This window comes from Candidatus Accumulibacter sp. ACC005, assembly GCF_907163215.1.
Classification (GTDB): domain Bacteria; phylum Pseudomonadota; class Gammaproteobacteria; order Burkholderiales; family Rhodocyclaceae; genus Accumulibacter; species Accumulibacter regalis.
In genome coordinates this window covers 233,798-259,168 of record NZ_CAJQUB010000001.1, presented here as the reverse complement: position 1 = coordinate 259,168, position 25,371 = coordinate 233,798, and the positions used below count along the sequence as shown (strand labels likewise).

Sequence of the window (25,371 nt, the reverse complement as noted above, 5' to 3'; positions counted from 1 at the left end):
CTACTTCAGCGCTTCGAGTGCGGTGACCGTCAAGGCGTCGCCGACGTTCTCCGCGGTGAAGCTCACTTTCTCGCCCGCCTTGACCTGATCGAGCATCGCCGGGTCGCTGACACGGAAGGCCATGGTCATCGGCGGCATCCCGAGATTGGCCAGCGGACCATGCTTGATGGTGATCTTGCCAGCGGCCTTGTCAACTTTCTTCACCGTGCCTTCGGACGCTGCTGCCTTGACGCTGGCGGCGCTGCTGCCCGCCGGATGGTGGGAGTCGTGCTCGCCGGCGGCAAGCACCGGATTGGCAACGAGCAGGGCAAGCAGGGAAACGGCGGGGAACAAGGATTTCATGGCGGATCCTGGTGGTAGATGGGGGGTCGATGGGCTCCGGGTTTGCGTCTCGCAACGAAGGCTTCTTCTTGCACAAACACGTCACGAGCGCCGCACCAACGGTGACCAAGGTCGCAGATGATGCCTGCTCCACCCGCTCAGCAAGCTGACGTAAAGATTACATTCACGTAATCTTGTTCGGCCACCGAGCGGCGGTCCGGCCGCGACACTCGATGATCCACGGTCGGCGACCCTCGCCCGACACGCGAAGCTGCCCCGAACAGGCCCAGGATGCGGTGGCGAACATCTCACGCCGCACATCCGGTTACAGTTCGTGCCTATCGGTCGCCCGACAAAGTCACTAATATTGCGCGCACTCAACAAGGGTTGTGGTTAGCCGGGAAGGTTCCGGAAAGCGAAAACAGAGATACCGATTTTGCACCGGGTCGCAGGGCTCGGCGGCTCGACGAGGCTGGACATCGATGAAAAAAATACTGTTGTGGATAGTGCTTCTGGCAGCCATTGGCGTGCAGGCCGCCTCGCCGGACCTGGCGACGACGGTCGTCCCGCCCTTGAAGCCCCTCGCCGAACAACCGAAAGCGGCACGCCTGGCGGCAGAATTGCTCACCCGGCACCACTACAAGCCAGTCCCCCTGGATGACGCGCTGTCGGCGAAGATCTTCGATCGTTACCTGGAATTGCTCGACGGGGAGAAGCGCTTCTTTGTGCAACACGACATCGACCGGCTCGAGGCTGCACGCACCGGTTTCGATGACGCAATCTACGGCGAATACCTCGGCCTTCCCTTTGCCATTTTCAACCTCTACACGCAACGCGTCGTCGAACGTTTCACCTACGCCCGCAGCCTGCTCAAGGCCGGTTTCGATTTTCGCCAGCAGGACCGTTATCAATACAATCGAGAAAAGGCAGCCTGGGCAAAATCCGAATCGGAAATTCGCGAGCTGTGGCGTACACGGGTCAAGAACGACTGGTTGCGACTCAAGCTCGCCGGCAAGGACGACAAGACCATTGTCGAAACGCTCGACAACCGCTACGAAAATTCCGTGCAGCGAGTTGCCCGGACCAAGAGTGAGGACGCCTTCCAGCTGTTCATGAATGCCTACGCCACGGCCATCGAGCCGCATACCAACTACATGGGGTCTAGGGCAGCGGAGGAGTTCGAGATTTCAATGCGCCTGTCGCTCGTCGGGATCGGAGCCGTGCTGACCCAGAAAGACGATTACACGCTCATTCGCGAACTGGTGCCCGGCGGCCCCGCCCAGCTCTCCGAGCAATTGAAGCCCGGCGATCGCATCATGGGCGTTGGTCAGGGTAAGAACGGAGCCATAGCCGATATCCTGGGCTGGCGCCTGGACGACACCGTGGCGATAATTCGCGGCGAACCGGACACTATTGTGCTGCTCGACATACTGCCCGTCGATGCCGGCCCTGACGGCAAGCACAAGCGCGTCTCGCTGACGCGGAAGAAGATAACGCTGGACCGGCAGGCGGCGAAGAAGTCGCTCATTTCCGTGGCCGAGGGCAAGACGACACGCCGCATCGGGGTGATATCCCTCCCCGCGTTCTATGCCGATTTTGAGGCGCAAGGCAGAGGTGACCCCGCCTTCAAGAGCGCGAGCCGCGATGTCTCCCGGCTGCTGGATGAATTGAAGGCCGACAAGGTCGACGGTGTGGTGATGGATTTGCGCAATAACGGCGGCGGCTCCCTGTCCGAAGCGATCCAGCTCACCGGCCTGTTCATCGGCGCGGGACCGGTGGTACAACAGCGCGACGCTCAGGGCAACGTCACCGTGGCCAAGTCTGCCAACGCCACCGCTGCATGGGACGGACCGCTGGCCGTACTCATCAACCGGAGTTCGGCATCCGCTTCGGAGATCTTTGCCGCGGCAATTCAGGACTATGGCCGTGGCCTGGTGATCGGCGAGCGCAGTTTCGGAAAAGGCACGGTGCAGACGATGATCAATCTCGATCAGCTCGTCAAAAACGAGACCCCGTCCCTTGGCGACCTGAAAATGACCATTGCCCAGTTCTTCCGTGTCAATGGAGGCACCACGCAACTCAGGGGCGTAGAGCCGGACATCAACTTCCCCTCGTTTGCCGACGAGGAGAACTCCGGGGAGTCGAGCTTTGACAACGCGCTCCCCTGGGCAGGCGTCCAGGCTGCGGACTATTCGCCCCAAGGCAATACAAAAGCGCTCCTGCCCACCCTGCAAAAGCGTCACGAAGCCCGGGTCAAGTCGGTTCAGGAGTTCCAGTTCCTGAAGGAGGATGTGGCCGAAGTGAACCGCTTGCGCAAGAAAACTTCAATCTCCCTGAACGAAGTGGAAAGGCGTCGGGAACGTGCGGACCAGGAGGCCAAACTTGCCGCGCGGAAAAAATTGCGGGACGCCGGCGAGAAAGTCGATACGAAGAATACGCCGCCAGCGCAGGACGATGGCCTGCAGGCGGACGAACGTGATCTCAGCAATGAACTGGCGGCCGAAACGGCGCGGAAAAACGCGAAAGATATCTTGCTCGAAGAGGCCGCCCATATTCTCAGCGATCAGGTCGGCTTGCTCAAGCGCGAAACCAGAGTGGCTGCGCGCACCAAGCCGGCTGCGCCGACGATTCCCGGCCAACCAGCGCCGGGCCGGTCTGAGCACGCACCGGCGAAGCAACCCGGTGCGTAGGCAAGCCTATTTCACCGCAAACTGCGCCCTATCCTCCGACCAGGGCATTTCCGGTGCGCGCGAACCTCATGCGTAGTAACTCGCCACGTAGTCCTCAAACCGCCCCTGCGGCAGCGCCTCCAATCGCTGTTGCTCGGCCAGCGAGGCTTGCACGCTGGCCTCGAACTTTGCCAGAGTAGCCGCGTCGAGTGGCTGGGCGAGCAAGCCCTCGTGGTGCTTTTGGGACTGCTGCATGGCGTATTTGAAGTAGCCCTTGTGCTCCCTCGCGGCCGCCAGCACCTGCGCCGACGGCGTGCTCTCCGGGTGATCAATGCGCGTGCGCAGGCTGGCCAGCGTCGTGCTGTAGTGATTGCCAGCGTAGGCCGCATCCAGCATCTGGGCAAAAGGCTGCATGTCGTCGAACAGGGCGTGGGCGATCGGTCGGAACGCTTGTTTGCGGTTGTGCACCAGCAGGTTCAGGCCCGGCTGGCGGCCCCGGTTGACGATACGCGCCAGGTTTTCATCGTTCTCGCCCTGCTCGCGGGCCGTAATCGGCGGACTCTGACGAAAGAGGCACATCAGCAACAGGATGTCGGCAAAGGTCGCTTGCTCGGGGGCAATACCGACGTCCACAAACGGGTTCAGGTCAAACAGGCGCACCTCCAGATATTCGACGCCGTACTTCTTCAAGGCCATCGCCGGACGCTCGCCCGCCTTGCCGACACGCTTGGGCCGGATGCCGGCATAGAATTCGTTCTCGATTTGCAGCAGGTTCGCATTGAGCTGTCTCCAGTGGTCGCCGTCGCGCACGCCCAGTTCCTGGTAGAACGGATCAGGGGTGCGAATCGCAATCTCCAGTGCCTGGGTGTACTCGGCGAGTGAATTGAAACTGACGTGCAGCTGATCCTGCGCCCGGTTCTGATAGCCCAGGTCGCTCATGCGCAGGCTGGTCGCGTAGGGGCGGAACAGGGTCCCTGGAACGAGTTCCTGGAGGTCTGAACTGCGGCCTTGCAGGAATGATTGACAGATCGCTGGCGAGGCACCGAACAGGTAGGGGATCAACCAGCCAAAGCGCAGAAAATTGCGAATCAATCCGAAATAGCGCTCGCTGACAAAGTCCTGCCTGCTGCCGCTTACCGAGCAGCAGCCTTCCAGGATCGCCCAGAACTCGTCGGGCAGCGACCAGTTGTAGTGGGCCCCGGCAATCGCCTGCATGTGGCGCCCATAGCGAAGGCCCAGGCCTTCGCGGTAGGCAGCCTTCATCCTGGCGGAGTTGGACGTGCCGTAGTTGGCAATGGCAATGGTCTTGTCGTCACCGACGACGCAGGGCATCGAGCCGGCCCACATGGTTTCCTCCTGCAGTTGCCGGGCCGCGAAACGGTGGATGTCGCGCAGGAAGTCCAACGGAAACGCCGGGTCCTGTGACGGAGGGGTGATGAACTCCAGCAGCGCCTCGCCGTAGTCGGTGGTAATCCAGGGGTGGGTGAGTTTGGAGCCGAGCGTCAGGGGATGAGGCGTCTGGGCCAGATGGCCGCTGGCATCCACGCGCAAGCATTCGCGCTCGTAGCCGCGCGTGATACCGCGCAGGGCCTGCGCGCAACCGGCAGAGAAAAAGTGCCGGATTTCATCGCAACATGTGAACGTCAGCATGGGGCAAGATAGAGCACGATGGCGTTACTGTCCAATGCACCGCTGCCGCCAGCGTCGGCCGCTTCGCCGAACAGGGCAAGCTGCATCAGGTTTGAGTTCGGGTGGTCGTGCAAGCGCGGCATGGTTTCCTCCCCTTTTGGACAAGCGGACAAGCGTCTCACACGGCGCCTTCACGCGCCAGTTTGCCATACCAGGGCCAGGCGTCGAAGGCCGCACGGGTCAGCCGACACCAGGCAGCGCCAGCAGCAGCTTCTTGATCGGCGCCGGCAGAGCGGCGGCGGCGACCGCATCGACCGGCAGCCATTCCAGCGAGGCTTGATTCGCCTGCTGGCCGAGAACCTCGACCTGGCACCGCAGCACCTGCATGGTCAAGCGGAAATGGGTGAAGCTGTGTTCGATTGGCGCCAGTGCGCGACTGGTCAGCAGCCGACAGCCGTGACGCTCGGCAAAAACCTCGGCGCCGTCGGCGCTGGCTTCAGGCAGGCTCAGCAAGCCCCCCCAGAGTCCGACAGGCGGCCGCCGCTCGAGCAACACGCGCCGACCGTCTGTGAGCAGCAACATGCTGGTCAAGCGCTGCGCTGGCGCGCGCTTCGTACGCCGCCGCGGCAGCTCGGCCTGGCGGCCGTCGCGGCAAGCGATACAGATCTCGTGCAGTGGGCAGACAGCGCAACGCGGCTGGTGGCGGGTGCACACGGTCGCCCCGAGGTCCATCATGCCCTGGCTGTAGCTTTCGATGCCGCTGCCCGGCAAGAGCGCTTCGGCGAGCGCCCACATCCGGCGTTCCTCCTGCGTGGCGGTGGCCGCCGATTCGGCAGCAAAACAGCGCGCCAGCACGCGTTTCACATTGCCGTCGAGGATCGCCGCCCGGCGGCCAAAGGCAAAAACGCTGATCGCCGCGGCCGTCGAGCGGCCAACCCCCGGCAAGCGTGCGTTTTCTTCGGGATCTGCCGACAGCTTGCCTGCGCCAGCGGCGACGGCTTGTGCGCATCGATGGAGATGACGCGCGCGCGCGTAGTAGCCGAGCCCCGACCACAGTTCGAGGACGCGCTCAAGCGGCGCGCCGGCGAGGGCTTCGAGTGTCGGAAAACAGGCCAGGAAACGCGCGTAGTAGGGAAGCACCGTCTGCACCTGCGTTTGCTGCAGCATGATTTCAGAGATCCAGATGCGGTACGGGTCGCGCGTTTTCTGCCAGGGCAGATCGTGGCGGCCGTTCGCTGCCTGCCAGGCGATGACGCGGCTGGCAAATCCATGCGCGCAATCGCCGGCGTCAGCCATGTGCCACCTGTGGCAGAACGCGCAAGAATTTGACAGCCGCGCGCGTGGCTGGCAGCGCCAGGCCGCGTTCCCGGCTGACGCGAAGATGAGCGGCAGCGATCAACATGAAACTCCGCACGGAAAGCAGGCAATTCTCCCCCTTTTCGCGGTCGCTTGCCGCGTGCAGCGAGTCCGGGCTGGCGAACACCGCCCCACGGTTAACAATGACAAGCTATTAAGTTCGGCGCGCACGATGCCGTAGACCTTTCTTATGCGCCAACGCCAGAATAATGTCGACACAGAAACGCCACACGAGGATAATCCCGCCTTTGGTATTATTGCCGGCGCCCGACGAGTGGGCGAGTTCAACAACCATAATCGCGAGAGTGTCAAATCTAGCGATGCCATTACCGCCAATGCCAAGTGTTTATTGGCCATAGAGGACCTCACGAATCTTCCTGCCGACTCAATATATCAGCATGCCTCGAGCACGCATCAGGAGCGCCTGATGTCCCGGCGCCTCCCCTCACAGGCATGTCCCACGTCCGCTGCAGCGCTTGCCGAGCCGCCGTGCGAGACTTGTGACACGGGCCACGCACTGGCTTCCCGAGATCTTGTCTGCCGTGACTTCCGCGACGCACTGGGCAGCTTTGCGACCGGGGTTACCGTACTTACGGCCGTGGACCAGGACGGACAGCCAATGGGCGTGACCATCAGCTCGTTCAACTCGGTTTCGCTGGACCCCCCACTGATTATCTGGAGCCTGTCGGCTCACTCGCCACGGCTTGAGGCGTTCCGCCGCGCAAGCTTCTACGCGGTAAACGTGCTGACCGCCAGTCAGCAGGGTATCTCGGACTGCTTCGCGGCGACAGACAATAGCGATCGTTTCGAAGGGGTGGCGACGAGCCGCGGAATCGGCGGCATACCGCTCATCGAAGGTTGCTCGGCGTGGTTCGAATGCGCCAACGAGGTGCAATACCCGGGCGGCGACCATCTCGTCTTCCTTGGCCGCGTACAGCGATTTGCCCGCGGCGAGGCCAACGAGCCACTGATCTTTCATGGCGGCTGCTATCGCCAGCTGCGCGCCACTGCACGGGAATCACGGTGAACAACGGACGGCAATCCCCGGCCGCGCAGGTCGGCGCGCAACGCGGCTGCCGGCGCCGGCGTCCCTGGCAGGACAACGCGGCGGGCAGATTATTCGCCTGCGCGATTTCCTCTATTGCCGGTCCACCGACCGACAAAGAGAAACCTCGGGTTCGTGAGATTCTCCCTTGACGGGTGGCTTACTGACTGTTTCAATTGGTTTTTTATTTTCATAAGACATTTTACCCCAGGAGATTAGTATGGCGACTTACAGAGAGTTATTGGAGCAACGCGATTCCTTGGAACAGCAGATCGCCGAGGCGCGGCGCTCGGAAGTGGCGGCGGCTATCGTCCAGGCCAAGCAGCTGATTGCCGAATATGGTTTGACGGCGGCCGATTGTGGCTTCAGGGGCCTCGGCGCCCTGGCCGGCAAAACGCGGACAACCGTCGCCGTAAAGTATCGCGGTCCGAACGGCGAAGGTTGGTCCGGGCGCGGCAAGGCGCCGAACTGGCTGACCAGCCTTGAAGCCCAGGGTCGGCACCGCGACGAGTTCCTCGTTTCCCGCTAGAGGCGCGCGCTCAGCGTCGCCTGGCTGCGGCGCTACGCCCCCGCTTGGGGAAGGAGTTGCCAACCGGCAGGCTGCGCCGCCCCGCTCGCGAATTTGCGCGGCAAGCGAGCCAGACGGAGTCTGATCGCGCCGGAAGAACGCCAATAGCGCTGCCGGAGAATCTGCGGCGATGGCGGTCCGGCGTGATTGGGAAAGCCCGCCGCAAGCGGCACGATGATCCTGGCACAGTGCGATGCTGCTCGCTCGAAGCGCGCAGCAGCGCGCATCCATGAGAGAACGAGAATGAATATCCTGGTAACGGGAGGTAGCGGCTATATCGGCTCGCACGCCTGCGTCGCACTGCTGGCCGCCGGCCACGCCGTGACCGTGGTCGACGACCTCTCGAACAGTCGACCCGAGGTCCTCGACCGCGTGGCCCGGATCGCTGGCCGGCGGCCGGTCTTTTTCGAAGGCGACGTCCGCGATCGTGCGCTCTTGCGGCGGGTCTTTGCCGCGTCGCCGATCGATGCGGTCATCCATTTCGCTGGGCTGAAAGCGGTCGGCGAATCGGTCGCGCAACCCTTGCGTTACTACGACTGCAACGTCGGCGGCGCGATTGTCCTCTGCGAAGTGATGTCCGAGTGCGCCGTAAAGACGTTGATCTTCAGTTCGTCGGCGACCGTCTATGGCGACCCGGCTTCGGTCCCCATCCGGGAAGATTTCCCGCGCTCGGCGACCAACCCCTACGGCGCCAGCAAGCTGATGATCGAAGACATCCTGGCCGACCTGGCGCAGGCCGACCGGGAATGGCGAATCGCCCGCCTGCGTTACTTCAATCCCGTCGGCGCGCACGCCAGCGGCCTGATCGGTGAGGAGCCGAATGGCATCCCGAACAACCTGTTACCTTACGTGGCGCAGGTGGCGGCAGGAAAACGCCAGCAGCTGAGCGTTTTCGGCAACGACTATCCGACGCCCGACGGCACCGGCGTCCGCGACTATATCCACGTCATGGATCTCGTCGAAGGCCATCTCGCGGCACTCGACTACCTGCTCGACAAGGGCGGACTGCTGACGGTCAATCTGGGTACCGGTTGCGGCTATTCGGTACTGGACATGGTGCGTGCCTTCGAAACCGCCAGTGGTTGCCCGGTACCCTACGCACTGGTGCCGCGGCGGCCTGGCGACATCGCCGCCTGCTACGCCGACCCGGCGCTCGCCGAAGCGCTGCTCGGATGGCAGGCACGGCGCGGCATCGAAGAGATGTGCAGCGATGCCTGGCGCTGGCAGCAGCAGTGCGCAAGCACCTGAGCGGCAATCATGGCGACTTACGCGATCGGCGACATTCAGGGCTGCTTCGACTCCTTGCAGCAGCTGCTGGAAAAGTGCCGCTTCGACCCTGCCAGCGACCGCGTCTGGTTCGTCGGCGACCTGGTCAACCGTGGCCCGCACTCGTTGGAAACCCTGCGCTTCGTGCGTGACCTTGGCGCGTCCGCGATCACCGTTCTCGGCAATCACGACCTCTACCTGTTGATGGCCGCGGCGGGCTTCGACCGGCGCAGCAAGGGCGATACGCTCGACGACATCCTCGACGCGCCCGACTGCGAGGAATTGATGGGCTGGCTGCGTCATCGCCCGCTGTGCCACCGCGAGCGCGAGTTTTGCCTGGTGCATGCCGGACTGCTTCCACAGTGGACGGTGGACCGCGCTCGCGAGCTCGCCGCCGAGGTCGAGGCGGTGCTGACCGGCCCCACCTATCTCGACTTCATGGCCAACATGTGGGGCAGCGAACCGGCAGCGTGGAGTGATGACCTTGAAGGCTGGCCACGCTTGCGGGTAATCGTCAATGCCATGACCCGCATGCGCTTTTGCACACCCGACGGCGCCATGGACTTCAAGACCAAGGGCGAGCTCAACAGCGCCCCGCCCGACCTGGTGCCGTGGTTCGAACTTCCCAACCGGCGCAGCGCCGCGGACGTGCTGGTCACCGGCCATTGGTCGGCGCTGGGGCTGAAAATCGAGCCCAATCTGCTGGCCCTCGATTCGGGTTGCCTCTGGGGCCGCCATCTGACCGCCATTCGTCTCGAGGACCGCGAGATCTTCCAGATCAACTGCGCGCTTTGCGAGGATCCCGGCTGAGCCGAGCCAATCCGCGCCGCGTTCGGGGAAAACGGACCCGCGCTCTCACCGCTCTCCCCTGACCATCGCCGCCGGCCAGCCACTGCCTGCTAGAATTCCGCGAGAACTTGCTTCGGGAGGGAGCCATGCAGATCGCGGAACGAGCGCGAGACCCGCGCGGAGAGGGCGGGAAACAAGGCGGACAAGCGTCGCTGCTGGCCATTGTCGCAGCCGTGATTCTGGCCCTTGCCGGTCTGCTGGCCATCGGCCACTTGCCCGGCAACGATGAGCATGCGGCGGCGACGGCGGGAGTCGCCTTCGAGGTGGTCGACGGCGCGCATCGGGAATTCGACGGCTCACCGGCGCTGGCGCTCTCGTTCAGCCTGCCCCTCGACAGCCGGAGCAACTACGACAGGTTCGTCCAGGTCGTGGAAATGCCGGCCGCGGCCAAGGCCACCCGCGCGAGCAAGGACGGCAGCCCCGACGACAGCGCCGCCCACGCCGAGGACGACAACCCGACTGCAGCGACGCGCAGCAGCCGTTCGCCGCAGGACACCGTGCTCGAAGGCGGCAAGCCGGTTGCCGGCGCCTGGGTCGTCGGCGAGAATCCACACCTGCTGTTCTTCCCGCGCATCAAGCCCCAGGTGCGCTACGTGGTGCGCGTCCAGCCCGGCCTGACGGCCAGGAACGGCAGCCAGCTGGCGCAGGAATCCCGCTTCTCGATCACCAGCGCGGCCGTTCCGCCTGCTTTCTACTTCGCCAGCCGCGGCATGGTTCTGCCGGCGACGCAGAACGGCGGCCTGCCGGTGACGACGGTCAATGTGCCGGAGGTGGACATCCAGTTCCTCAGGGTCAAGCCCGATCAGCTGACCCGCTTTCTCGAAAAGGTCGTCGCCCGCGGCCCGACAACGAGCAAGCAACCGAATGGCGACGATGGCTATGGCGACGGCGACGATGGCGGCGACCCCTATTACAACCGCGGCACACGTCTCAAGGGAGCGGTCAGCGACTGGGATCTCGATCAGCTGCACGAGCTGACGACCAGCGCCTTCATCGGCCGCTTTCTGACCGAACAGCAGGCCGATCGGCGCCGGGTAACCTTCATCCCGGTCGAGACCATCCCGGCGTTACGCGAACCCGGCGTCTACGTAGCGGTGATGTCGCAGCCGAATCGTTTCCGCGGCGACTACCAGACGACCTACTTCTACGTCAGCGATCTTGGCCTGCACCTGCGCCAGTACGCCGCTGGCGGCGCGGACGCCTACGTCAGCTCGCTGACCGACGGCAAGGCGCGCTCGGGCGTCGAGGTCAGCTGGGTCGATAAACACGGCAAGACCCTGGCGCGCAGTGAGAGCAACGGCGACGGTCGCGTCAGCTTTGCCGAGAAACCGGCGGGCGCGCGCGTGCTGATGGCCAGGAAGGGCGAGCAGATGTCGCTGATCACGCTGCGCGAAGCGGCGCTCGACCTCGCCGAGTTCGATATCGCCGGCATGCCCTACGTGCCGCTGCGCCTCTTTGCCTACAGCGGTCGCAACCTCTACCGGCCGGGCGAGCACTTTGCCGTCTCGGTGCTGGCCCGCGATGCCGACGGCCACCCCGTACCGCCACAGCCGATCCAGGCGATTCTTCGCCGTCCCGACGGCAGGGCGCAGTGGACGGCAAGCTGGCAACCCGATCCGGCCTTCGCCGGCTACTACCAGCGGGCCATCGAACTTCCGGTCGACGCCGCCACCGGCTCCTGGCAACTCGAACTGCGCGCCGACCCGGCGGCCAGAATGGCCAGCACGAGCATGGCTTTCGCCGTCGAGGAGTTCCTGCCTGAACGAATGAAGCTCGAACTGAGCACCGCCAGCGAGCGCCTGAGCAGGACCTCGTCAACCTGGCAGGTCGACGTCAGCGGGCGTTACCTGTACGGCGCGGCGGCAGCCGGCAACAGCCTGATCGGGGTGGTGACCAGCGAACGCAACCGCAACCCGCTGGCGCAGAAGCTTCCCGGCTTCGTCTTCGGTGACGCCGACGAGGAGAGCGTCAAGGCACGCCGCGAACTGCCGGCAACGACCCTCGACGACCAGGGCCAGGCAGCCGTCGACGTCGCCCTGGAGACGGTCGTCGAGCGGCGCTCACCGTTCACCGTGCGCGCGACGCTGAGCCTGCTCGAAAGCGGCGGCCGGCCGGTCGTACGCAGCATCGAACGCGTCTTCTGGCCGGCGCCGGTCCTCGTCGGCCTGCGCCCGATGTTCGTCGGCGCCTATGCACGCGAAAATACGCCGGCCGAGTTCGAGGTCGTTCGCGCCACTGCCGACGCCGCCCTGCACGCCGGAACGGCGCTGCCGGTACGCCTTTTCCGCGAGGATCGCCAGTACTACTGGCGCTTCGACGACCAGCGTGGCTGGCATTCGGGATTCACCGAGGGTAACGAACTGGTCGCGACGACGCAGGTCTCGGTGCCTGCGGGCGGGCGTGGCAGGCTCAGCCTGCCGGTGACCTACGGCCGCTACCGGGTCGAAGTCTTCGACCCGGAAACCGGCCAGACGACACGCTTCCGCTTCTACGCCGGCTGGTCGGCCAAGGACGACGAAACGCAGGGCGTACGCCCCGACCGGGTGGCGCTCAAGCTCGACAAGCCGGCCTACAAGGCCGGCGACACGGCGCGCCTGACGATCACCCCGCCGCACGCCGGCGAAGCACTGGTCACGGTCGAGGGCGAACGCGGACTGTGGGCGCGCCGGCTGTCCATCGGCGCCGACGGAACGAGCATCGACATCCCCATCGACAAGTCCTGGCAAAGGCACGATCTCTACGTCGCGGTGATGGTCCTGCGTCCCGGCGGCAAGGACGAAAAGGTGACCCCTGCGCGGGCGCTGGGCCTGGTCCACCTGCCCCTCGAACGCAGCAATCGCAAGCTGGCGGTGAGCCTGGAAGCGGCGCAGAAAATCGAACCCGAGCAGCCACTGAAGGTGAAGGTCAGCGTCCCCGAGGCCAAGGGGCAGAAGACCCTGCTGACGCTTTCGGCGGTCGATACCGGCATCCTCAACATCACCCGTTTCGCGAGCCCCGATCCCTTCGCCTTCTTCTTTGCCAAGCTGCGCTACGGCGCCGACGCCTACGACATCTACGGCCGGGTGATCGAGAAGATGGCCGGCGACCAGGGCAAGCTCAAGTTCGGCGGCGACGCCGGCCCCCAGCCGACGCGCAGCATGCCGAAGAAAGTGCGCCTGGTCGACCTCTTCAGTGGCCCGGTGATGCTCGACGAAAACGGCCAGGCCGAGGTCTCGCTGGCTGTCCCCGACTTCAACGGCAGCCTGCGCCTGATGGCCGTCGCTGCCAGCGGCGAGCGCTTCGGCTGGCAGGAAGCCGAGGTCACCGTCGCCGCACCCCTGATCGTCGAACTGGCGACGCCACGCTTTCTCGCCGTCGGCGACCGCGCCGTGCTGGCGCTCGACGTGCAGAATCTGGCCGGCAGCGCACAGCAGATCAGCGTCGCGGTCAGCAACGCCGACGGCCTGCAGATCCAGGATGGCGAACAACGGTTCCGGCTGCAGGATCAGCAGAAGCGTACCCTGCGCATCCCGATCGACGCCGGCAGCGCGCTCGGCCTGACCGAGATACGGGTGCGCGTCGACAGCCCGCGCGTCAGGATCGATCGCCGCTTCGCGCTGCAGGTGCAGGCGCCGACGCCGCGCCAGTCGGTGCTCGAGCGACTGGCGATCGCTCCCGGCGCAAGCGTCGAAGTCCGCGCTGCCGAGCTGGGCGGCTTCCTGCGCGGCAGCGTCGCGGCAACGCTGGCGCTCTCGAACCAGACACCGATCGACGTGCGCAGTGCCGTGCAGGGTTTGTTACGCTACCCCTACGGCTGCGCCGAGCAGACGACCAGCAGCGCCTATCCGCACGTCTTCATCGACCAGACGTCCGCACAGAAATTCGGGCTCAAGCCCTTCACCCAGGCAGAGCGTGCGGAGATGCTCGACAAGGCGATCGCCCGGCTGGCGGGCATGCAGGCGCCCAACGGCGGCTTCAGCCTGTGGGGAAACCTCTCCGAATACCAGTACTGGCTGTCGGCCTACGTCAGCAATTTCCTCCTTGATGCGCGCGAACAGGGTTTCAACGTCCCGCCCGCGGTCGAGAAACGCGCCTTCGAATTCCTGCTCAAGGGGCTGCAGGAGGGCGTCGCCGGCTTGCCGACAGGGGAAGTCAAGTACAACGAGAACTCGGTCTGGAACGACCACCGTTATGCCGGATCGGGGCGTTTCGCGGTGCTCGCCTACGGCGCCTACGTCCTCGCGCGCCAGGGCAAGGCACCGCTGTCGACGCTGCGCCAGCTGGCGGAGTCGCAGGCTGCCGCACCGTCCGGGCTGGCGCTGGTCCATCTTGGCCTGGCGCTCAAGCTGATGGGCGACGAAGCGCGCGCCAATGAGGCCATCGCAGCCGGGCTCATCAAGCGGCGTGCAGGCCCGCTCTACGCCTGGTGGGGTGACTATGGCAGCAACCTGCGCGACTGGGCGCTGATCGAGGTGCTGCTCGACAGGCACCAGCTGACGCCGGCCGGACGCGCGAACCTGGTCAATCAGGTGGCGGCGGAAATGGTCGGCAGACGCTACTTCAGCACGCAGGAGAAACTGGCACTGTTCCTCCTCGGACGAAGTTTCGCCACCGAAACGGCCAGGGAATGGCGAGGCGAATGGCTGTCGGCGGGAAAAACGCAGGCCATCGGCGGCCAGGGAACGCAGTACCTGCCCCTGTCGGCAGAGCAGCTGGCGGCGGGAGTGACGATCAGGAACGCCGGCAGCGAACGCCTCTTTGCCGAGCTCAACCTTGCCGGCAACCCGGCGAGCACGCCTGCCGAGCGCCGCGATGACTTCGATCTGAAACGCGACTGGTTCACCGCCGAAGGCAAGCCGCTCGGCGATCGGCCGCTGCGCGTCGGAGAAACGGCGATCGTTCGCCTGCGGGTGAAAAGCGCCGGCCGTTACGCCAACGGTCTGGTCGTCGACTACATCCCGGCGGGCGTCGAAATCGAAAACACCCACCTCGTCCAGGGCGAGCAGTCGGTGGTCACCATCGACGGCGTCGATCCACGGCAGGCGATGCAGAACAGCAACATCGAGCACGTAGAGTTCCGCGACGACCGTTTCGTCGTTGCCGCCAGGCTCGCCGGCGAGATGCAATTCTTCTACCGCGTGCGCGTGGTTACTCCGGGGCGCTTCGTCGTCCCGCCAAGCTACGCCGAAGACATGTACCAGCCGCAGGTCTACGGGCTGTCGGGCGCTCAGCAGACCATGCTGATCGCCGACGGCAGCGAAGAAAAGGCTGCCCCCGGCAAATGACGCGCTGGCTGGAGCTGGCGCTGGGCGCGGCCCTGAGTCTCCTGCTGTTGGCCGACCAGCTCTGGCCGCCGCCCCTGCCGGGGCGGTCGGCGCCACAGGCGCAGCTGGTCGTCGCCCGTGACGGTACACCCTTGCGCGCCTTTCCCGACGGCGAACACATCTGGCGCCACCCGATAGGCATCGAAGACGTCTCGCCGCGCTACATCGAAGCGCTGGTCGCCTACGAGGACCGCAGCTTCTGGTGGCATCCCGGCGTCAATCCGTGGGCGCTGCTGCGCGCGGGCTGGCAATGGCTGCGCCATGGCGACGTCGTCTCGGGCGGGTCGACGCTGAGCATGCAGGTCGCGCGCCTGCTCGAACCGACGCCGCGCAGTGTGGGCGGCAAACTGCAGCAGATCGTGCGCGCGCTGCAGCTCGAACTACACCTGTCGAAACGCGAGATTCTCGAGATCTACCTGAGCTTCGCACCGATGGGCGGCGTCGTCGAAGGCGTCGAGGCAGCCAGCCGCGCCTACCTCGGCAAAACCGCGCAACGGCTGAGCGAATCCGAGGCGGCGTTGCTCACCGTGCTGCCGCAGGCGCCGTCGCGGCTGCGCCCCGACCGCTACCCGGAACGTGCCCGGCAGGCGCGCGACAAGGTCCTCGATCGCCTGCAGTCGCGCTGGGGCGCGGCGGCGATCGCCGACGCCCGCCAGGAACCGGTGATCGCCCAGAGCATTCGCGAGCCACTGCTCGCGCCGCTGCTCGCCGAGCGCCTGCGGCGGCTGCGGCCGCACGCCGCGCGCATCGACAGCACCATCGACGCGAGCATGCAGCAGTCGCTCGAATACCTGCTCGCGGCACGGCTGCCGTCGCTGCCGCCACGCGTCTCGATGGCCGCTCTGGTCGTCGACAACCGCACCCTCGAAGTGCTCGCCTACGCCGGATCGGCCGATTTCACCGACAACGCCCGCTTTGCGCACGTAGACATGGTGCAGGCGGCACGCTCGCCGGGTTCGACGTTGAAACCCTTCCTCTACGGGTTGGCGCTCGACGAAGGCCTGATCCATTCCGAGTCGCTGCTCGCCGACGTGCCGCAGTCTTTTTCCGGTTACCAGCCGGGCAACTTCCAGGCCAATTTCAGCGGCCCGGTCAGCGTCTCCGAAGCGCTGCACAGGTCGCTCAACGTTCCGGCGGTCGAAGTACTCGAGCGGCTCGGCGCGCAGCGTTTCGTTTCGCTGCTGCGCCGCGGCGGCCTGAAGCTCGAACTGCCGCGTGGCGCCGAGGCCAATCTCAGCGTCATCCTCGGTGGCACGGCGGTGAACCTGGAAGGCCTGGTCGGCGCCTACACGGCGCTGGCGCGCGCCGGCGTCAGCGGCCGGCCGCGCTATTTCCCCGATGCGCCGATCGAGGAAGCGCGCATGCTCAGCGAAGGTGCCGCCTTCATCATCCGCGACGTCCTCGAAGCAGGCGGCCCGGTCGCCCGCCAGGTCAACGACGGCGTCGGCATACGCCGCGGCATCGCCTGGAAGACCGGCACCAGCTTCGGTTTTCGCGACGCCTGGGCCGTCGGCGTCAGCGACCGCTTCACCGTCGGCGTCTGGATCGGCCGGCCCGACGGCACGCCGAACCCCGGCTTCTTCGGCGCCAACATCGCCGCACCACTGCTGGTCGACGCCTTTGCCGTCATCGACGACTCGCCGCCGGCAGCGCGGACACCGCCAGCGAGCGTCTCCGCCACCCGCATCTGCTGGCCGCTCGGAACGCGCAGCGAGACCACGCCGCCCGAGCTCTGCCATCAGGAACGAACGGCCTGGATTCTCAGCGACGCCGCGCCGCCGACCTTCGCAGACCGACTGCGCGCTGGCGGCGCACGCTATACCGACTACCGCGACAGCGTCAGCGGACTGCGCGTGCGTGCCGCCTGTGCCGCTGGCGAGATGACCGCCGTGGACATGGCGCGCTGGCCCGCCGCCCTCGAACCCTGGCTCGACGTGACGACGCGGGAACGCGCGCTGCCGCCAGACTGGGCGCCGGCCTGCGTCGGCGCGCGTTCGCCGGAAGGCGGCCTGCACATCGTCGGCATCAGCGACGGAGCGACGATCCGCCGCGCCGGCAACGGCCCGGCCCCCGAGCTGCGTCTTGAAGCACGCGGCGGCCAGGACGAGCTGATCTGGCTATTGAACGGCCGCCAGATCGGCCGCGTGCCAGCGGGTCGCGCCCTGCAGCAGCGCTTCAGCGATGCCGGGCGCTACCAGATCACGGTTCTGGACGACGCCGGTCGCTACGACCGCGTCGAGATCAGCGTGCGCTGAGCGACTGAACACAGCTTCTCAGCGCGTGGCGATCTGGACGAAACCGCTGCGCGTGCCGAGTTCTCCGGCGTTGCCTTCGGCGCACAAGACGCTGTCGACGCGGGCCATCGACGGTCCACGGTGAGCCCACACGACCAGCGCGTCGATCGCCTCGATCGAGCCGCTGACCAGCGCTTCGACGCTGCCATCGCGTCGGTTGCGCACCCAGCCGGCCAGCCCGAGTTTCGCGGCTTCGGCGGCTAGCGACCAGCGATAGCCAACCCCCTGGACGCGGCCATGGATACGCAGGTTTCGGCAAACTGTTTCACCCATCAGGCTAGGAGCTTGCGTCGGACGATGGCCGTCCCTGCAGCCACTCGGGAAGTTCCCGATCGCCAGCGTTTTCAATGATGTATTGACGGATCAGTTTCCTGACCACCTGGGACGGCGTCAGATCGTGAGCCGTGCAGATTTCTTCGAAGATCCTCTTCTTGACAGGGTCGACGAGAATGGTCAAGCGAGCGGTTCGGTTTTCCATATCGGCACATTTCATGTGAGTTTGATTGTCGTTGCAATGGTAACAGAAGCGCATATAATTGGCGCTTGATGCACACGATACCAGAAAATCTCGTTGATGCGGTTTGCTCCGGCCAAGGCCGCAACAGTATTCGCGCACCCCGCTTTTCGCCGCTTCCGAAGGCGTTTTCTGGAACTCCGGACGGTATGTGGTTCCCTATCCGTGGTGGTCGAGACGCGCTGACTTCCCACGCATGCGAAACCATTTTTCGTGAACCAGGCGACGCAAGCGCGGCCAGCGAAAATCTGCGGTGCGCCAGTTGCCACTGATCAGCACGGGCGTTTTCCTGGATCCGACCAGCTGGGTACATCTGGACTGGATCCTGCTGGTTGTTGCTGCGTGGCTGCTGATTGGCGTCGCAGGGGTGTTCGCCTTGCACCGCCTGGCCCTGGTGGCCAGAGTGCTGTTTCCTGCCGGCGGGGCCTTCGGCCTGCTCTTGTTCGGCGTCGCTCTGAGCGCGATTCTCAGCTCGCCGGAGGTGGCGGTGTTGCCCTTCGGGCTGCCAGGTCTGCCCTTCCATTTTCGCCTCGACAGCCTGTCTGCGTTCTTCCTGATGATCATCGGAGGCGTTGCCGCCGGTGTGTCCGCATTTGCGGCTGGCTACTTCCGCAAGGGCGAAGGCACGCCGCCCGGCTTGTTGGCGCTCGAATACCACATCTTTCTGGCCAGCATGGTCCTTGTCGTTCTCGCTGACGACGCCTACGCCTTCATGGTGATGTGGGAAACGATGGCCCTGTCGTCTTTTTTCCTGGTCACCGCCAACCACCGCATCGCCGAGATCCAGCGAGCAGGCTACCTCTACCTGCTGATCGCGCATGTCGGCGCTCTCGGCATCCTGTTGTGCTTCGGCATCCTGCAGGCGGATACCGGCGACTACACGTTTGCCAACATGCGCTCGCAGGAGATTTTGCCGGACCGGGCATCGATCGCTTTCCTGCTGGCGCTATTCGGTTTCGGCGCCAAGGCGGGCATCGTACCGCTGCACGTCTGGCTTCCCGAGGCACATCCGGCGGCGCCGTCGCCCGTCTCCGCGCTGATGAGCGGGGTCATGTTGAAGACGGCCATCTACGGTTTGCTGCGGATCATTTTCGATCTGCTCGGCACGCCCGTGTGGTGGTGGAGCCTGGTGCTGCTGGCGTTCGGCCTGGCGACCGCGCTGTTCGGTGTCGTCTTCGCGGCAGTGCAGGTCGATATGAAACGCCTGCTGGCCTATTCATCGATCGAGAACATTGGTTTGCTGTTCACCGGCATCGGCCTGGCGGTGTTGTTCTCGACCCAAGGCATGCCTGTGATGGCGGCATTGGCGTTGACCGCCGTGCTCTACCATGTGGCCAGCCATGCCTTCTTCAAAGGGCTGCTTTTTATCGGCACCGGCGCGGTCCTGCACGCCACCCTCGAACGCAACCTCGGCAAGCTCGGTGGTTTGATCCGCAGCATGCCCTGGGTGGCCTGGGCCATGCTGATCGGTGTTCTGGCCAGCGCCGGCTTGCCGCCCTTTGGCGGCTTTGTCTCCGAGTGGCTGCTGCTGCAGAGCTTCCTGTTCTCGCCGGATTTGCCGAGTTCATTCCTCAACATGCTGATTCCCGTGGTCGCCGCCCTGATCGCACTGGTCGCCGCGCTCGCCGGCTATACCATGGTCAAGTTCTTCGGCGTCATTTTCCTCGGCCAGCCACGCGAGGAGAAGCTGGCGCAGGCGCATGATGCCGGCCGCTGGGAGCGTGCCGGCATGGCCTGGCTGGTCGCCGGATGCATTGCGCTCGGACTGTTTCCGGTGCAGTTCATCGCCCTCATCGATCCGGTGACGCAGTTGCTGGTCGGCTCTGGCCTTGCCAAGACGGTCGGCAGCAGCGGCTGGCTGCTGGCGCCGGTGGCGATCGAGCGCGCGAGCTACGGGCCGGCGATCTTCCTGCTCGGCGTCGCTGCAAGCTTCGCGCTCGCCTTCCTGCTGGTGCGCCTCTTCTACCACGGCCGCGTGCGGCGCGCGGCGCCCTGGGACTGCGGCTTCCCCTGGCAGAACGCCCGCATGCAGGATACCGCCGAAGGTTTCGGACAACCGATTCGGCAAATCTTCGAACCCTTCTTCCGCTGGGAGCGCGAGCTGCCGACGGCTTTCGATGCCGAGCCGCGCTATCGCGTCAGCGTCACCGACCCCTTCTGGCATTGGCTCTACCTGCCGCTGGCTGCCGCCGTCGAGCGTCTGGCACGGCTCATCGGTCTGTTGCAGCAGGGACGGATTGCGGTCTACCTGCTGTACAGCTTCGTAACCCTGATCACCGTGCTGCTGGTGGTCGAGCTATGACCTGGCTCGGCGCCTTCTCGCAACTGCTGGAGATCGTCCTGGCGCTGCTTCTGGCGCCCCTGCTCGGCGGCTGGATCAATCAATGGCGCGCCTGGCTGCAGAACCGCTCGGCGCCCGGCTTGCTGCAGCCGTACCGCACGCTGCACAAGCTCTTCAACAAGGAGTCGGTGCTTGCCGAGCACGCTTCGCCCCTGTTTCGCGGCGCTCCGTACATCGTTTTCGGCTGCATGGCGCTGGCCTGCGCAATCGTCCCAACGCTATCGACCGACCTGCCTCTTTCGCCAGCGGCAGATGCGATTGCCCTGGTCGGCCTGCTCGGAGTGGCGCGGGTATTCATTTCCCTGGCGGCCATGGATGTCGGCACTTCTTTCGGCACGCTGGGGGCGCGGCGTGAAATGCTGATCGGCTTTCTCGCCGAACCGGCGCTGCTGATGGTCCTGTTCTCGGCATCGCTGATCTCGAACTCGACCTCGCTGACGACCATCGTCGAGACGCTGGCGCATCGCGAGCTGGCCATCTATCCGAGTCTGGCTTTCGCCGGCGTCGCCTTCACCATGGTGTCGCTGGCCGAAAACGCCCGCGTGCCGGTGGACAACCCGGCGACGCACCTCGAACTGACGATGATTCACGAAGCGTTGATCCTCGAGTATTCGGGCCGTCATCTGGCGCTGCTCGAATGGGCCGCCAGCCTGAAGCTCTTCGCCTATTCGTGCATCGGGCTGGCGCTGTTCTTCCCCTGGGGCGTCGCCGAGGCGCAGGCGCCGCTGGCGCTGCTGCTGGCGATGCCGGCGCTGGTCCTGAAGCTGGCGATCGGCGGCGCCCTGCTGGCGTTACTCGAGACGCTCAGCGCCAAGATGCGCATCTTCCGCGCTCCGGAATTCCTCGCCACCGCGTTCCTGCTGGCGGTGATCGGCATGTTGGTCCACATCCTGGTACGACCGTGAGATGAGTGAATTCGTCGCCCAACTGATCAATCTGCTGGCGTCAACGCTGCTGATCCTCGCCTTTGCGATGATCTCGCAGCGGCGGATTCTGTCGCTGATTCACCTGTTCACCGCGCAGGGGGCCACGCTGGTCGCGGCGACGCTGGTGGTCGGCTACGCGACGGATCAGCCGCACCTCTACCTGTCGGCCGGCATCACCCTGGTGGTCAAGGTCATCCTGATTCCCTTGTTGCTGCATCGGGTGATCAATCGCCTCAACGTACGCTGGGATATCGAAACGCTGATCAACATCCCGACGACGATGATCATTGGCATCGTGCTCGTCATTTTCGCCTTCGACCTGGCGCTGCCGATCTCGAAGCTGTCGGCCAGTATCGCCCGCGGCACACTCGGCATCGCGCTCGCCTGCGTCTTGCTCTCGTTCCTGATGATGATTACCCGTGCCAAGGCGGTGCCTCAGGTGATCGGCTTCCTGTCAATGGAAAACAGCCTGTTCTTCGCCGCCACGTCGGCCACCTACGGCATGCCGATGGTCGTTGAACTTGGCATCGCTCTCGACGTGCTGGTCGGCATTCTGATTCTCGGCGTCTTCATGTTCCAGATTCGCGAGCAGTTCGACAGCCTCGACATCAGCCACCTCGAAAAGCTCAAGGAGGACTGACCTGGAAACGCTGTTCTACGTCCTCGGCATCCCCCTGCTTGGCAGCCTGGTTCTGGCGTTTACCGGGCAGCGAAACAGCGCGCGCGAAATCAATGTCGCGTTCAGCCTCGCAACCTTCGTCGCCACCTGCATGCTGACCGTCGAGATAGTCTCGGGTGGGCCGCAGCTGCTCTGGAAGCACGAATTCTTCATTGACCCGCTGAACGTTTTTCTGGTCACCCTGACCAGCTTTGTCGGCCTGACCACGGCCATCTTCTCGCGCCCTTACATGCGCATCGAGCAGGACCACGGCAAAATGACGCCGCAGCGGCAGCGCCTCTACCACAGCATGTATCAATTGTTCAGTTTCACGATGTTGCTGGCGCTGACCACCAACAACATGGGCATCCTGTGGGTGGCCATGGAGGCGGCGACGCTGACCACCGTGCTGCTGGTCAGCGTGTACCGGACAGCGGCCAGTCTCGAAGCAGCGTGGAAATACTTCATTCTCTGCGGCGTCGGCATCGCCCAGGCCCTGTTCGGGACGGTATTGCTGTACATGGCGGCGGAAAAGGTGATCGGCACCGAGGCGGGTGCATTGTTGTGGACCAATCTCGACGCGGTCAAGACACAGCTCGATCCGACCATCATTACCCTGGCTTTCGCTTTCCTGTTCATCGGCTACGGCACCAAGGTTGGCCTGGTGCCGATGCACAATTGGCTGCCGGATGCACATGCGGAGGGGCCGACGCCGGTTTCTGCGGTGCTGTCGGGCCTGCTGTTGAACGTCGCCGTGTATGCCCTTTTGCGCTGCAAGGTGCTCACCGACGGGGCCCTGGGCAACCCGCTCGCCGGCGAGCTGATGATGGGCTTCGGTCTCCTGTCGGTGGTCGTTGCGGCGTTCTTTCTGTCTCGGCAAAAGGACGTCAAGCGCATGTTTGCCTACTCGTCGATCGAGCACATGGGGCTGATCACCTTCGCTTTCGGCATGGGCGGCGCGATCGCCAACTATGCCGGCTTGCTGCACATGACGGTGCATTCGCTGATCAAGTCGGCGATTTTCTTTGCCGTCGGGCATGCCACGCAGAAGGCCGGGACGCAGAACATGGCCGACATCCGCGGTCTGATCAAGGTCAGTCCGCGGCTCGCCTGGGGGATGATGCTCGGCTCGCTGGCGATCCTCGGCATGCCACCATTTGGGGTCTTCGCCAGCGAATTTCTCATTCTCACCACGGCCATGCGCGACCATTCCTGGGCCACGCCATTCCTGCTGCTGGCCCTCGGCGTCGCTTTCGCCGCCGTCTTCAGCCGCGTCCAGCCGATGGCCTTCGGCGAAACCTCGCTCAAGAAGACGCTAGGCCACACGCCGGCGCTGTTCCCAGTGTTCGCGCATCTTGGTCTGGGCTTGATGCTCGGCCTGTATATCCCGCCGTACCTGCACGACTGGTATCGTCAGGCGGCGGCGATGATCGGCGGTTGAGGCGATGCGGATTTCCGGGTTCAGCCTCGATGGCGAACGCCTGCCGGCACCGCTGCCGATCTGGCGCGCTACGGTGCGCAGCGAAACCTGGCAGGTCCTCGCCCGGGCGCTGTCCGAGAACGGCGGACGGCTACTCACCCTCTGGGCGTCCGATCGCACGCACGGCGCGTCCGGCGGTCTGGTGATCTCGGCGGCCTATGCCGTTCCTGAAGGTCTGCTATGGCTCGATTTGCCGCTTGCCGAGCGGGCTGCGACCTATCCGGACCTGGTGCCATTCTTTCCCTGCGCAGGCCGCCTGCAGCGGGCGGCAGCCGATCTGCTCGGTGTCGTCGCCGAAGGCGTTTCCGACCGGCGCCCGTGGCTCGACCACGGCGCCTGGCCAGAAAACTACCGGCCGCTGCGCCGTGATCAATCACCCCGGGCCGCTGGTCCACATCGAGAAGTCACCGACTACGCCTTCGTTCGCGTCGAAGGCGACGGCGTGCATGAGATCCCGGTCGGACCGGTCCATGCAGGAATCATCGAACCGGGGCACTTTCGCTTCTCGGTCGTCGGCGAGAAGGTACAGCGCCTTGAGCAACGCCTGGGCTACAAACACAAAGGGATCGAAAAACGATTCACCGAGCTGCCGGCACTCCAGGCGCATCGGCTGGCCGGGCGGATGTCGGGTGATTCGACTGTCGCTTACGGCTGGGCTTACTGTATGGCGCTGGAATCTCTGGCGGGCTGCGAGATTAGCGAACGTGCGAGTTGGCTGCGGGCGCTGCTGCTCGAACGCGAACGGGTGGCCAACCACCTCGGCGACCTCGGGGCGCTCGGCAACGATGCGGCGTTCGCCTTCGGGCTGGCCCAGTTCTCGAGGCTCAGGGAAGACTGGCTTCGCCTCGCCAAGGACGCCTTTGGTCACCGCCTGATGATGGACGTTGTCGTTCCGGGTGGCGTGACAGCCGATGTCGATCAAGCGACTGCCGCCAGCTTGGCCGACCAGTGCGACCGAATAGAGCGTGAAGTGCAGGAACTGCGCCAGATTTACGACGAGCACGCCGGCCTGCAGGACCGCTTCCTGACCACCGGCCGGGTGTCGCCGGGGCTGGCCGCGCGACTGGGCCTCACCGGCCTGGCGGGGCGCGCCAGCGGCCAGGCCGCCGACCTGCGCTGCGACCGAGCCTGGATTCCCTACGACCAGCTCGAAGTAAAGATCGCGACGCAGCGCGGCGGCGACGTCGCCGCCCGCGTCAGCGTGCGTTTCGACGAACTGCTTGAATCACTGCGGCTGATTCGCCTGCTGCTTTCGCGGCTTCCCGACGGTCGGACGCGCAGCGAACTGCGGCTGCCAAGCAAGCTTGCGTTCGGCGCCGGCTGGGTTGAAGGCTGGCGCGGCGAGGTCTTCGTCGCCCTCGAATACGACGGAGATAAAGGCGCCCACTGTATCCGCCGCTGTCACTGTCACGATCCCTCGTGGCAGAACTGGCCGGTACTCGAACACGCAGTCATGGCGGACATCGTTCCCGACTTTCCGCTGATCAACAAATCCTTCAACCTCAGCTACTCGGGACACGACCTCTGATGTGGCGCATTCTCAAACAGATCGCAAGAAACGGTATCCGCAGCGAAGCGCCGCCCGAGCCCAGTGATTCCCTGCGCGTCGGCGGCGAGCGCATTCAGCGCGAACTCCTCGACATTCTCGGCCAGGCGCTGAGCATTCGCCAGGTTGATGCCGGTTCTTGCAACGGCTGCGAGCTGGAAATCAACGCCCTCAACAACCCCTACCACAACATCGAAGGACTCGGCATCAGGTTCGTCGCCAGCCCGCGCCATGCCGACATGCTGCTGGTGACCGGACCCGTTTCACGACACATGGAGCTGGCCCTGCGCCGCACCTACGACGCCGCTCCGGACCCCAAGCTGGTCGTTGCCGTCGGCGATTGCGGTTGTGACGGCGGCATTTTTGGCGAGAGCTACGCCAGCTGCGGGCGCGTCGCCAACATCATTCCGGTCGATGTCGCGGTGCCCGGTTGCCCGCCGCCGCCACTCGAAATCCTGCGCGGGATCCTGACCGCGGTGCGATCTCGAATCTCGCCAGGATAGAGGCTCCGCCGCCGTCTGTCGGCGATTCCCGAACACCAGCTGTGCGCTGCCAACGCCGCCGGGCGAGCTCGCACGGCGCCTCGCGGCGTGGCAGGGAGCGCTG

19 protein-coding genes are annotated in these 25,371 nt (G+C 64.9%); 13 read left to right on the top strand and 6 right to left on the bottom strand.

All coding sequences use genetic code 11. The features are described from left to right. Complete coding sequence (locus QZ613_RS01195; protein ID WP_291863404.1) at positions 1-342, bottom strand: copper-binding protein; 342 nt, start codon at positions 340-342, stop codon at positions 1-3. A 461-nt stretch (positions 343-803) separates the two neighbouring features. Between QZ613_RS01195 and QZ613_RS01190 the strand changes: the two genes are divergently transcribed. Beyond that, entirely contained in the window at positions 804-3,011 is a 2,208-nt protein-coding gene (locus tag QZ613_RS01190; RefSeq protein WP_291863452.1) for a carboxy terminal-processing peptidase, read from the top strand. 66 nt (positions 3,012-3,077) lie between these two features. On the opposite strand, the gene gshA is transcribed toward QZ613_RS01190, so the two are convergent. From gshA to mutY, 3 genes are all read right to left on the bottom strand, one after another. Continuing rightward, positions 3,078-4,640: a glutamate--cysteine ligase gene (gshA, locus tag QZ613_RS01185; protein WP_291981277.1), complete on the bottom strand. Its 1,563-nt coding sequence runs from the start codon at positions 4,638-4,640 to the stop codon at positions 3,078-3,080. Beyond that, positions 4,634-4,762 carry a hypothetical protein gene (locus QZ613_RS01180; protein WP_291863408.1) on the bottom strand — a complete coding sequence of 43 codons (129 nt, stop codon included), beginning with the start codon at positions 4,760-4,762 and terminating at the stop codon, positions 4,634-4,636. The genes gshA and QZ613_RS01180 overlap by 7 nt, the downstream gene beginning before the upstream one ends. A 97-nt stretch (positions 4,763-4,859) precedes the next feature. Then, entirely contained in the window at positions 4,860-5,915 is a 1,056-nt protein-coding gene (gene mutY, locus QZ613_RS01175) for an A/G-specific adenine glycosylase (protein ID WP_291981275.1), read from the bottom strand. A gap of 250 nt (positions 5,916-6,165) precedes the next feature. Between mutY and QZ613_RS01170 the strand changes: the two genes are divergently transcribed. The 6 genes from QZ613_RS01170 (at position 6,166) to pbpC (ending at position 17,261) form a co-directional block, all read left to right on the top strand. Further along, positions 6,166-7,002 carry a flavin reductase family protein gene (locus QZ613_RS01170; protein ID WP_291863412.1) on the top strand — a complete coding sequence of 279 codons (837 nt, stop codon included), beginning with the start codon at positions 6,166-6,168 and terminating at the stop codon, positions 7,000-7,002. Between the two features lie 238 nt (positions 7,003-7,240). Beyond that, the gene (locus tag QZ613_RS01165) at positions 7,241-7,549 is read left to right on the top strand and encodes an H-NS histone family protein (protein ID WP_043565280.1); all 309 of its coding nucleotides are present in this window, start codon (positions 7,241-7,243) and stop codon (positions 7,547-7,549) included. 282 nt (positions 7,550-7,831) lie between these two features. Next, on the top strand, positions 7,832-8,836 hold the full coding sequence (gene galE / locus QZ613_RS01160; RefSeq protein WP_043565282.1) for a UDP-glucose 4-epimerase GalE: 1,005 nt from the start codon (positions 7,832-7,834) through the stop codon (positions 8,834-8,836). A 9-nt stretch (positions 8,837-8,845) separates the two neighbouring features. Then, complete coding sequence (locus QZ613_RS01155; RefSeq protein ID WP_043565284.1) at positions 8,846-9,664, top strand: symmetrical bis(5'-nucleosyl)-tetraphosphatase; 819 nt, start codon at positions 8,846-8,848, stop codon at positions 9,662-9,664. Between the two features lie 125 nt (positions 9,665-9,789). Continuing rightward, positions 9,790-14,967 (top strand): alpha-2-macroglobulin, encoded by a 5,178-nt coding sequence (locus tag QZ613_RS01150; RefSeq protein ID WP_291981272.1) that lies wholly within the window; start codon positions 9,790-9,792, stop codon positions 14,965-14,967. After that, positions 14,964-17,261, top strand: a complete 2,298-nt coding sequence (pbpC, locus tag QZ613_RS01145; protein WP_043565286.1) for a penicillin-binding protein 1C — start codon at positions 14,964-14,966, stop codon at positions 17,259-17,261. Before QZ613_RS01150 ends, pbpC begins: the two co-directional genes overlap by 4 nt. An 18-nt stretch (positions 17,262-17,279) precedes the next feature. Here pbpC and QZ613_RS01140 read toward each other — a convergent pair whose 3' ends face one another. Together QZ613_RS01140 and QZ613_RS01135 are read right to left on the bottom strand one after the other, a co-directional pair. Then, positions 17,280-17,573: an acylphosphatase gene (locus tag QZ613_RS01140; RefSeq protein WP_043565287.1), complete on the bottom strand. Its 294-nt coding sequence runs from the start codon at positions 17,571-17,573 to the stop codon at positions 17,280-17,282. A gap of 4 nt (positions 17,574-17,577) precedes the next feature. After that, positions 17,578-17,778, bottom strand: coding sequence for a hypothetical protein (locus QZ613_RS01135; protein ID WP_043565289.1), 201 nt, complete (start codon positions 17,776-17,778; stop codon positions 17,578-17,580). Between the two features lie 289 nt (positions 17,779-18,067). Here QZ613_RS01135 and hyfB point away from each other — a divergent pair, with 289 nt between their 5' ends. The 6 genes from hyfB to QZ613_RS01105 are packed head-to-tail and all read left to right on the top strand — an operon-like array spanning position 18,068 to position 25,268. Next, positions 18,068-20,116, top strand: a complete 2,049-nt coding sequence (gene hyfB / locus QZ613_RS01130; protein ID WP_291981269.1) for a hydrogenase 4 subunit B — start codon at positions 18,068-18,070, stop codon at positions 20,114-20,116. Beyond that, on the top strand, positions 20,113-21,060 hold the full coding sequence (locus tag QZ613_RS01125; protein WP_043565292.1) for an NADH-quinone oxidoreductase subunit H: 948 nt from the start codon (positions 20,113-20,115) through the stop codon (positions 21,058-21,060). Before hyfB ends, QZ613_RS01125 begins: the two co-directional genes overlap by 4 nt. 1 nt (position 21,061) lies before the next feature. Continuing rightward, complete coding sequence (locus tag QZ613_RS01120) at positions 21,062-21,721, top strand: formate hydrogenlyase (RefSeq protein ID WP_043565294.1); 660 nt, start codon at positions 21,062-21,064, stop codon at positions 21,719-21,721. Position 21,722: 1 nt separating this feature from the next. Then, the gene (locus tag QZ613_RS01115) at positions 21,723-23,180 is read left to right on the top strand and encodes a hydrogenase 4 subunit F (RefSeq protein WP_043565295.1); all 1,458 of its coding nucleotides are present in this window, start codon (positions 21,723-21,725) and stop codon (positions 23,178-23,180) included. A 4-nt stretch (positions 23,181-23,184) separates the two neighbouring features. Next, complete coding sequence (locus QZ613_RS01110; RefSeq protein ID WP_043565296.1) at positions 23,185-24,747, top strand: NADH-quinone oxidoreductase subunit C; 1,563 nt, start codon at positions 23,185-23,187, stop codon at positions 24,745-24,747. After that, a complete protein-coding gene (locus tag QZ613_RS01105) occupies positions 24,747-25,268 on the top strand; it encodes a formate hydrogenlyase (RefSeq protein WP_043565297.1) in 522 nt (173 codons plus the stop codon). Before QZ613_RS01110 ends, QZ613_RS01105 begins: the two co-directional genes overlap by 1 nt. The last annotated feature ends 103 nt before the right edge of the window (positions 25,269-25,371 follow it).

What these genes read in the sequence shown, in the direction of transcription:
- gshA (WP_291981277.1), bottom strand. Translation starts at nt 4,640, where the DNA reads ATGCTGACGTTCACATGTTGCGATGAAATCCGGCACTTTTTCTCTGCC.
- QZ613_RS01110 (WP_043565296.1), top strand. Translation starts at nt 23,185, where the DNA reads ATGCGGATTTCCGGGTTCAGCCTCGATGGCGAACGCCTGCCGGCACCG.
- QZ613_RS01165 (WP_043565280.1), top strand. Translation starts at nt 7,241, where the DNA reads ATGGCGACTTACAGAGAGTTATTGGAGCAACGCGATTCCTTGGAACAG.
- QZ613_RS01155 (WP_043565284.1), top strand. Translation starts at nt 8,846, where the DNA reads ATGGCGACTTACGCGATCGGCGACATTCAGGGCTGCTTCGACTCCTTG.
- QZ613_RS01135 (WP_043565289.1), bottom strand. Translation starts at nt 17,778, where the DNA reads ATGGAAAACCGAACCGCTCGCTTGACCATTCTCGTCGACCCTGTCAAG.
- galE (WP_043565282.1), top strand. Translation starts at nt 7,832, where the DNA reads ATGAATATCCTGGTAACGGGAGGTAGCGGCTATATCGGCTCGCACGCC.
- QZ613_RS01150 (WP_291981272.1), top strand. Translation starts at nt 9,790, where the DNA reads ATGCAGATCGCGGAACGAGCGCGAGACCCGCGCGGAGAGGGCGGGAAA.
- QZ613_RS01195 (WP_291863404.1), bottom strand. Translation starts at nt 342, where the DNA reads ATGAAATCCTTGTTCCCCGCCGTTTCCCTGCTTGCCCTGCTCGTTGCC.
- QZ613_RS01120 (WP_043565294.1), top strand. Translation starts at nt 21,062, where the DNA reads ATGAGTGAATTCGTCGCCCAACTGATCAATCTGCTGGCGTCAACGCTG.
- QZ613_RS01190 (WP_291863452.1), top strand. Translation starts at nt 804, where the DNA reads ATGAAAAAAATACTGTTGTGGATAGTGCTTCTGGCAGCCATTGGCGTG.
- QZ613_RS01140 (WP_043565287.1), bottom strand. Translation starts at nt 17,573, where the DNA reads ATGGGTGAAACAGTTTGCCGAAACCTGCGTATCCATGGCCGCGTCCAG.
- mutY (WP_291981275.1), bottom strand. Translation starts at nt 5,915, where the DNA reads ATGGCTGACGCCGGCGATTGCGCGCATGGATTTGCCAGCCGCGTCATC.
- QZ613_RS01125 (WP_043565292.1), top strand. Translation starts at nt 20,113, where the DNA reads ATGACCTGGCTCGGCGCCTTCTCGCAACTGCTGGAGATCGTCCTGGCG.
- pbpC (WP_043565286.1), top strand. Translation starts at nt 14,964, where the DNA reads ATGACGCGCTGGCTGGAGCTGGCGCTGGGCGCGGCCCTGAGTCTCCTG.
- QZ613_RS01105 (WP_043565297.1), top strand. Translation starts at nt 24,747, where the DNA reads ATGTGGCGCATTCTCAAACAGATCGCAAGAAACGGTATCCGCAGCGAA.
- QZ613_RS01180 (WP_291863408.1), bottom strand. Translation starts at nt 4,762, where the DNA reads ATGCCGCGCTTGCACGACCACCCGAACTCAAACCTGATGCAGCTTGCC.
- QZ613_RS01170 (WP_291863412.1), top strand. Translation starts at nt 6,166, where the DNA reads ATGCGCCAACGCCAGAATAATGTCGACACAGAAACGCCACACGAGGAT.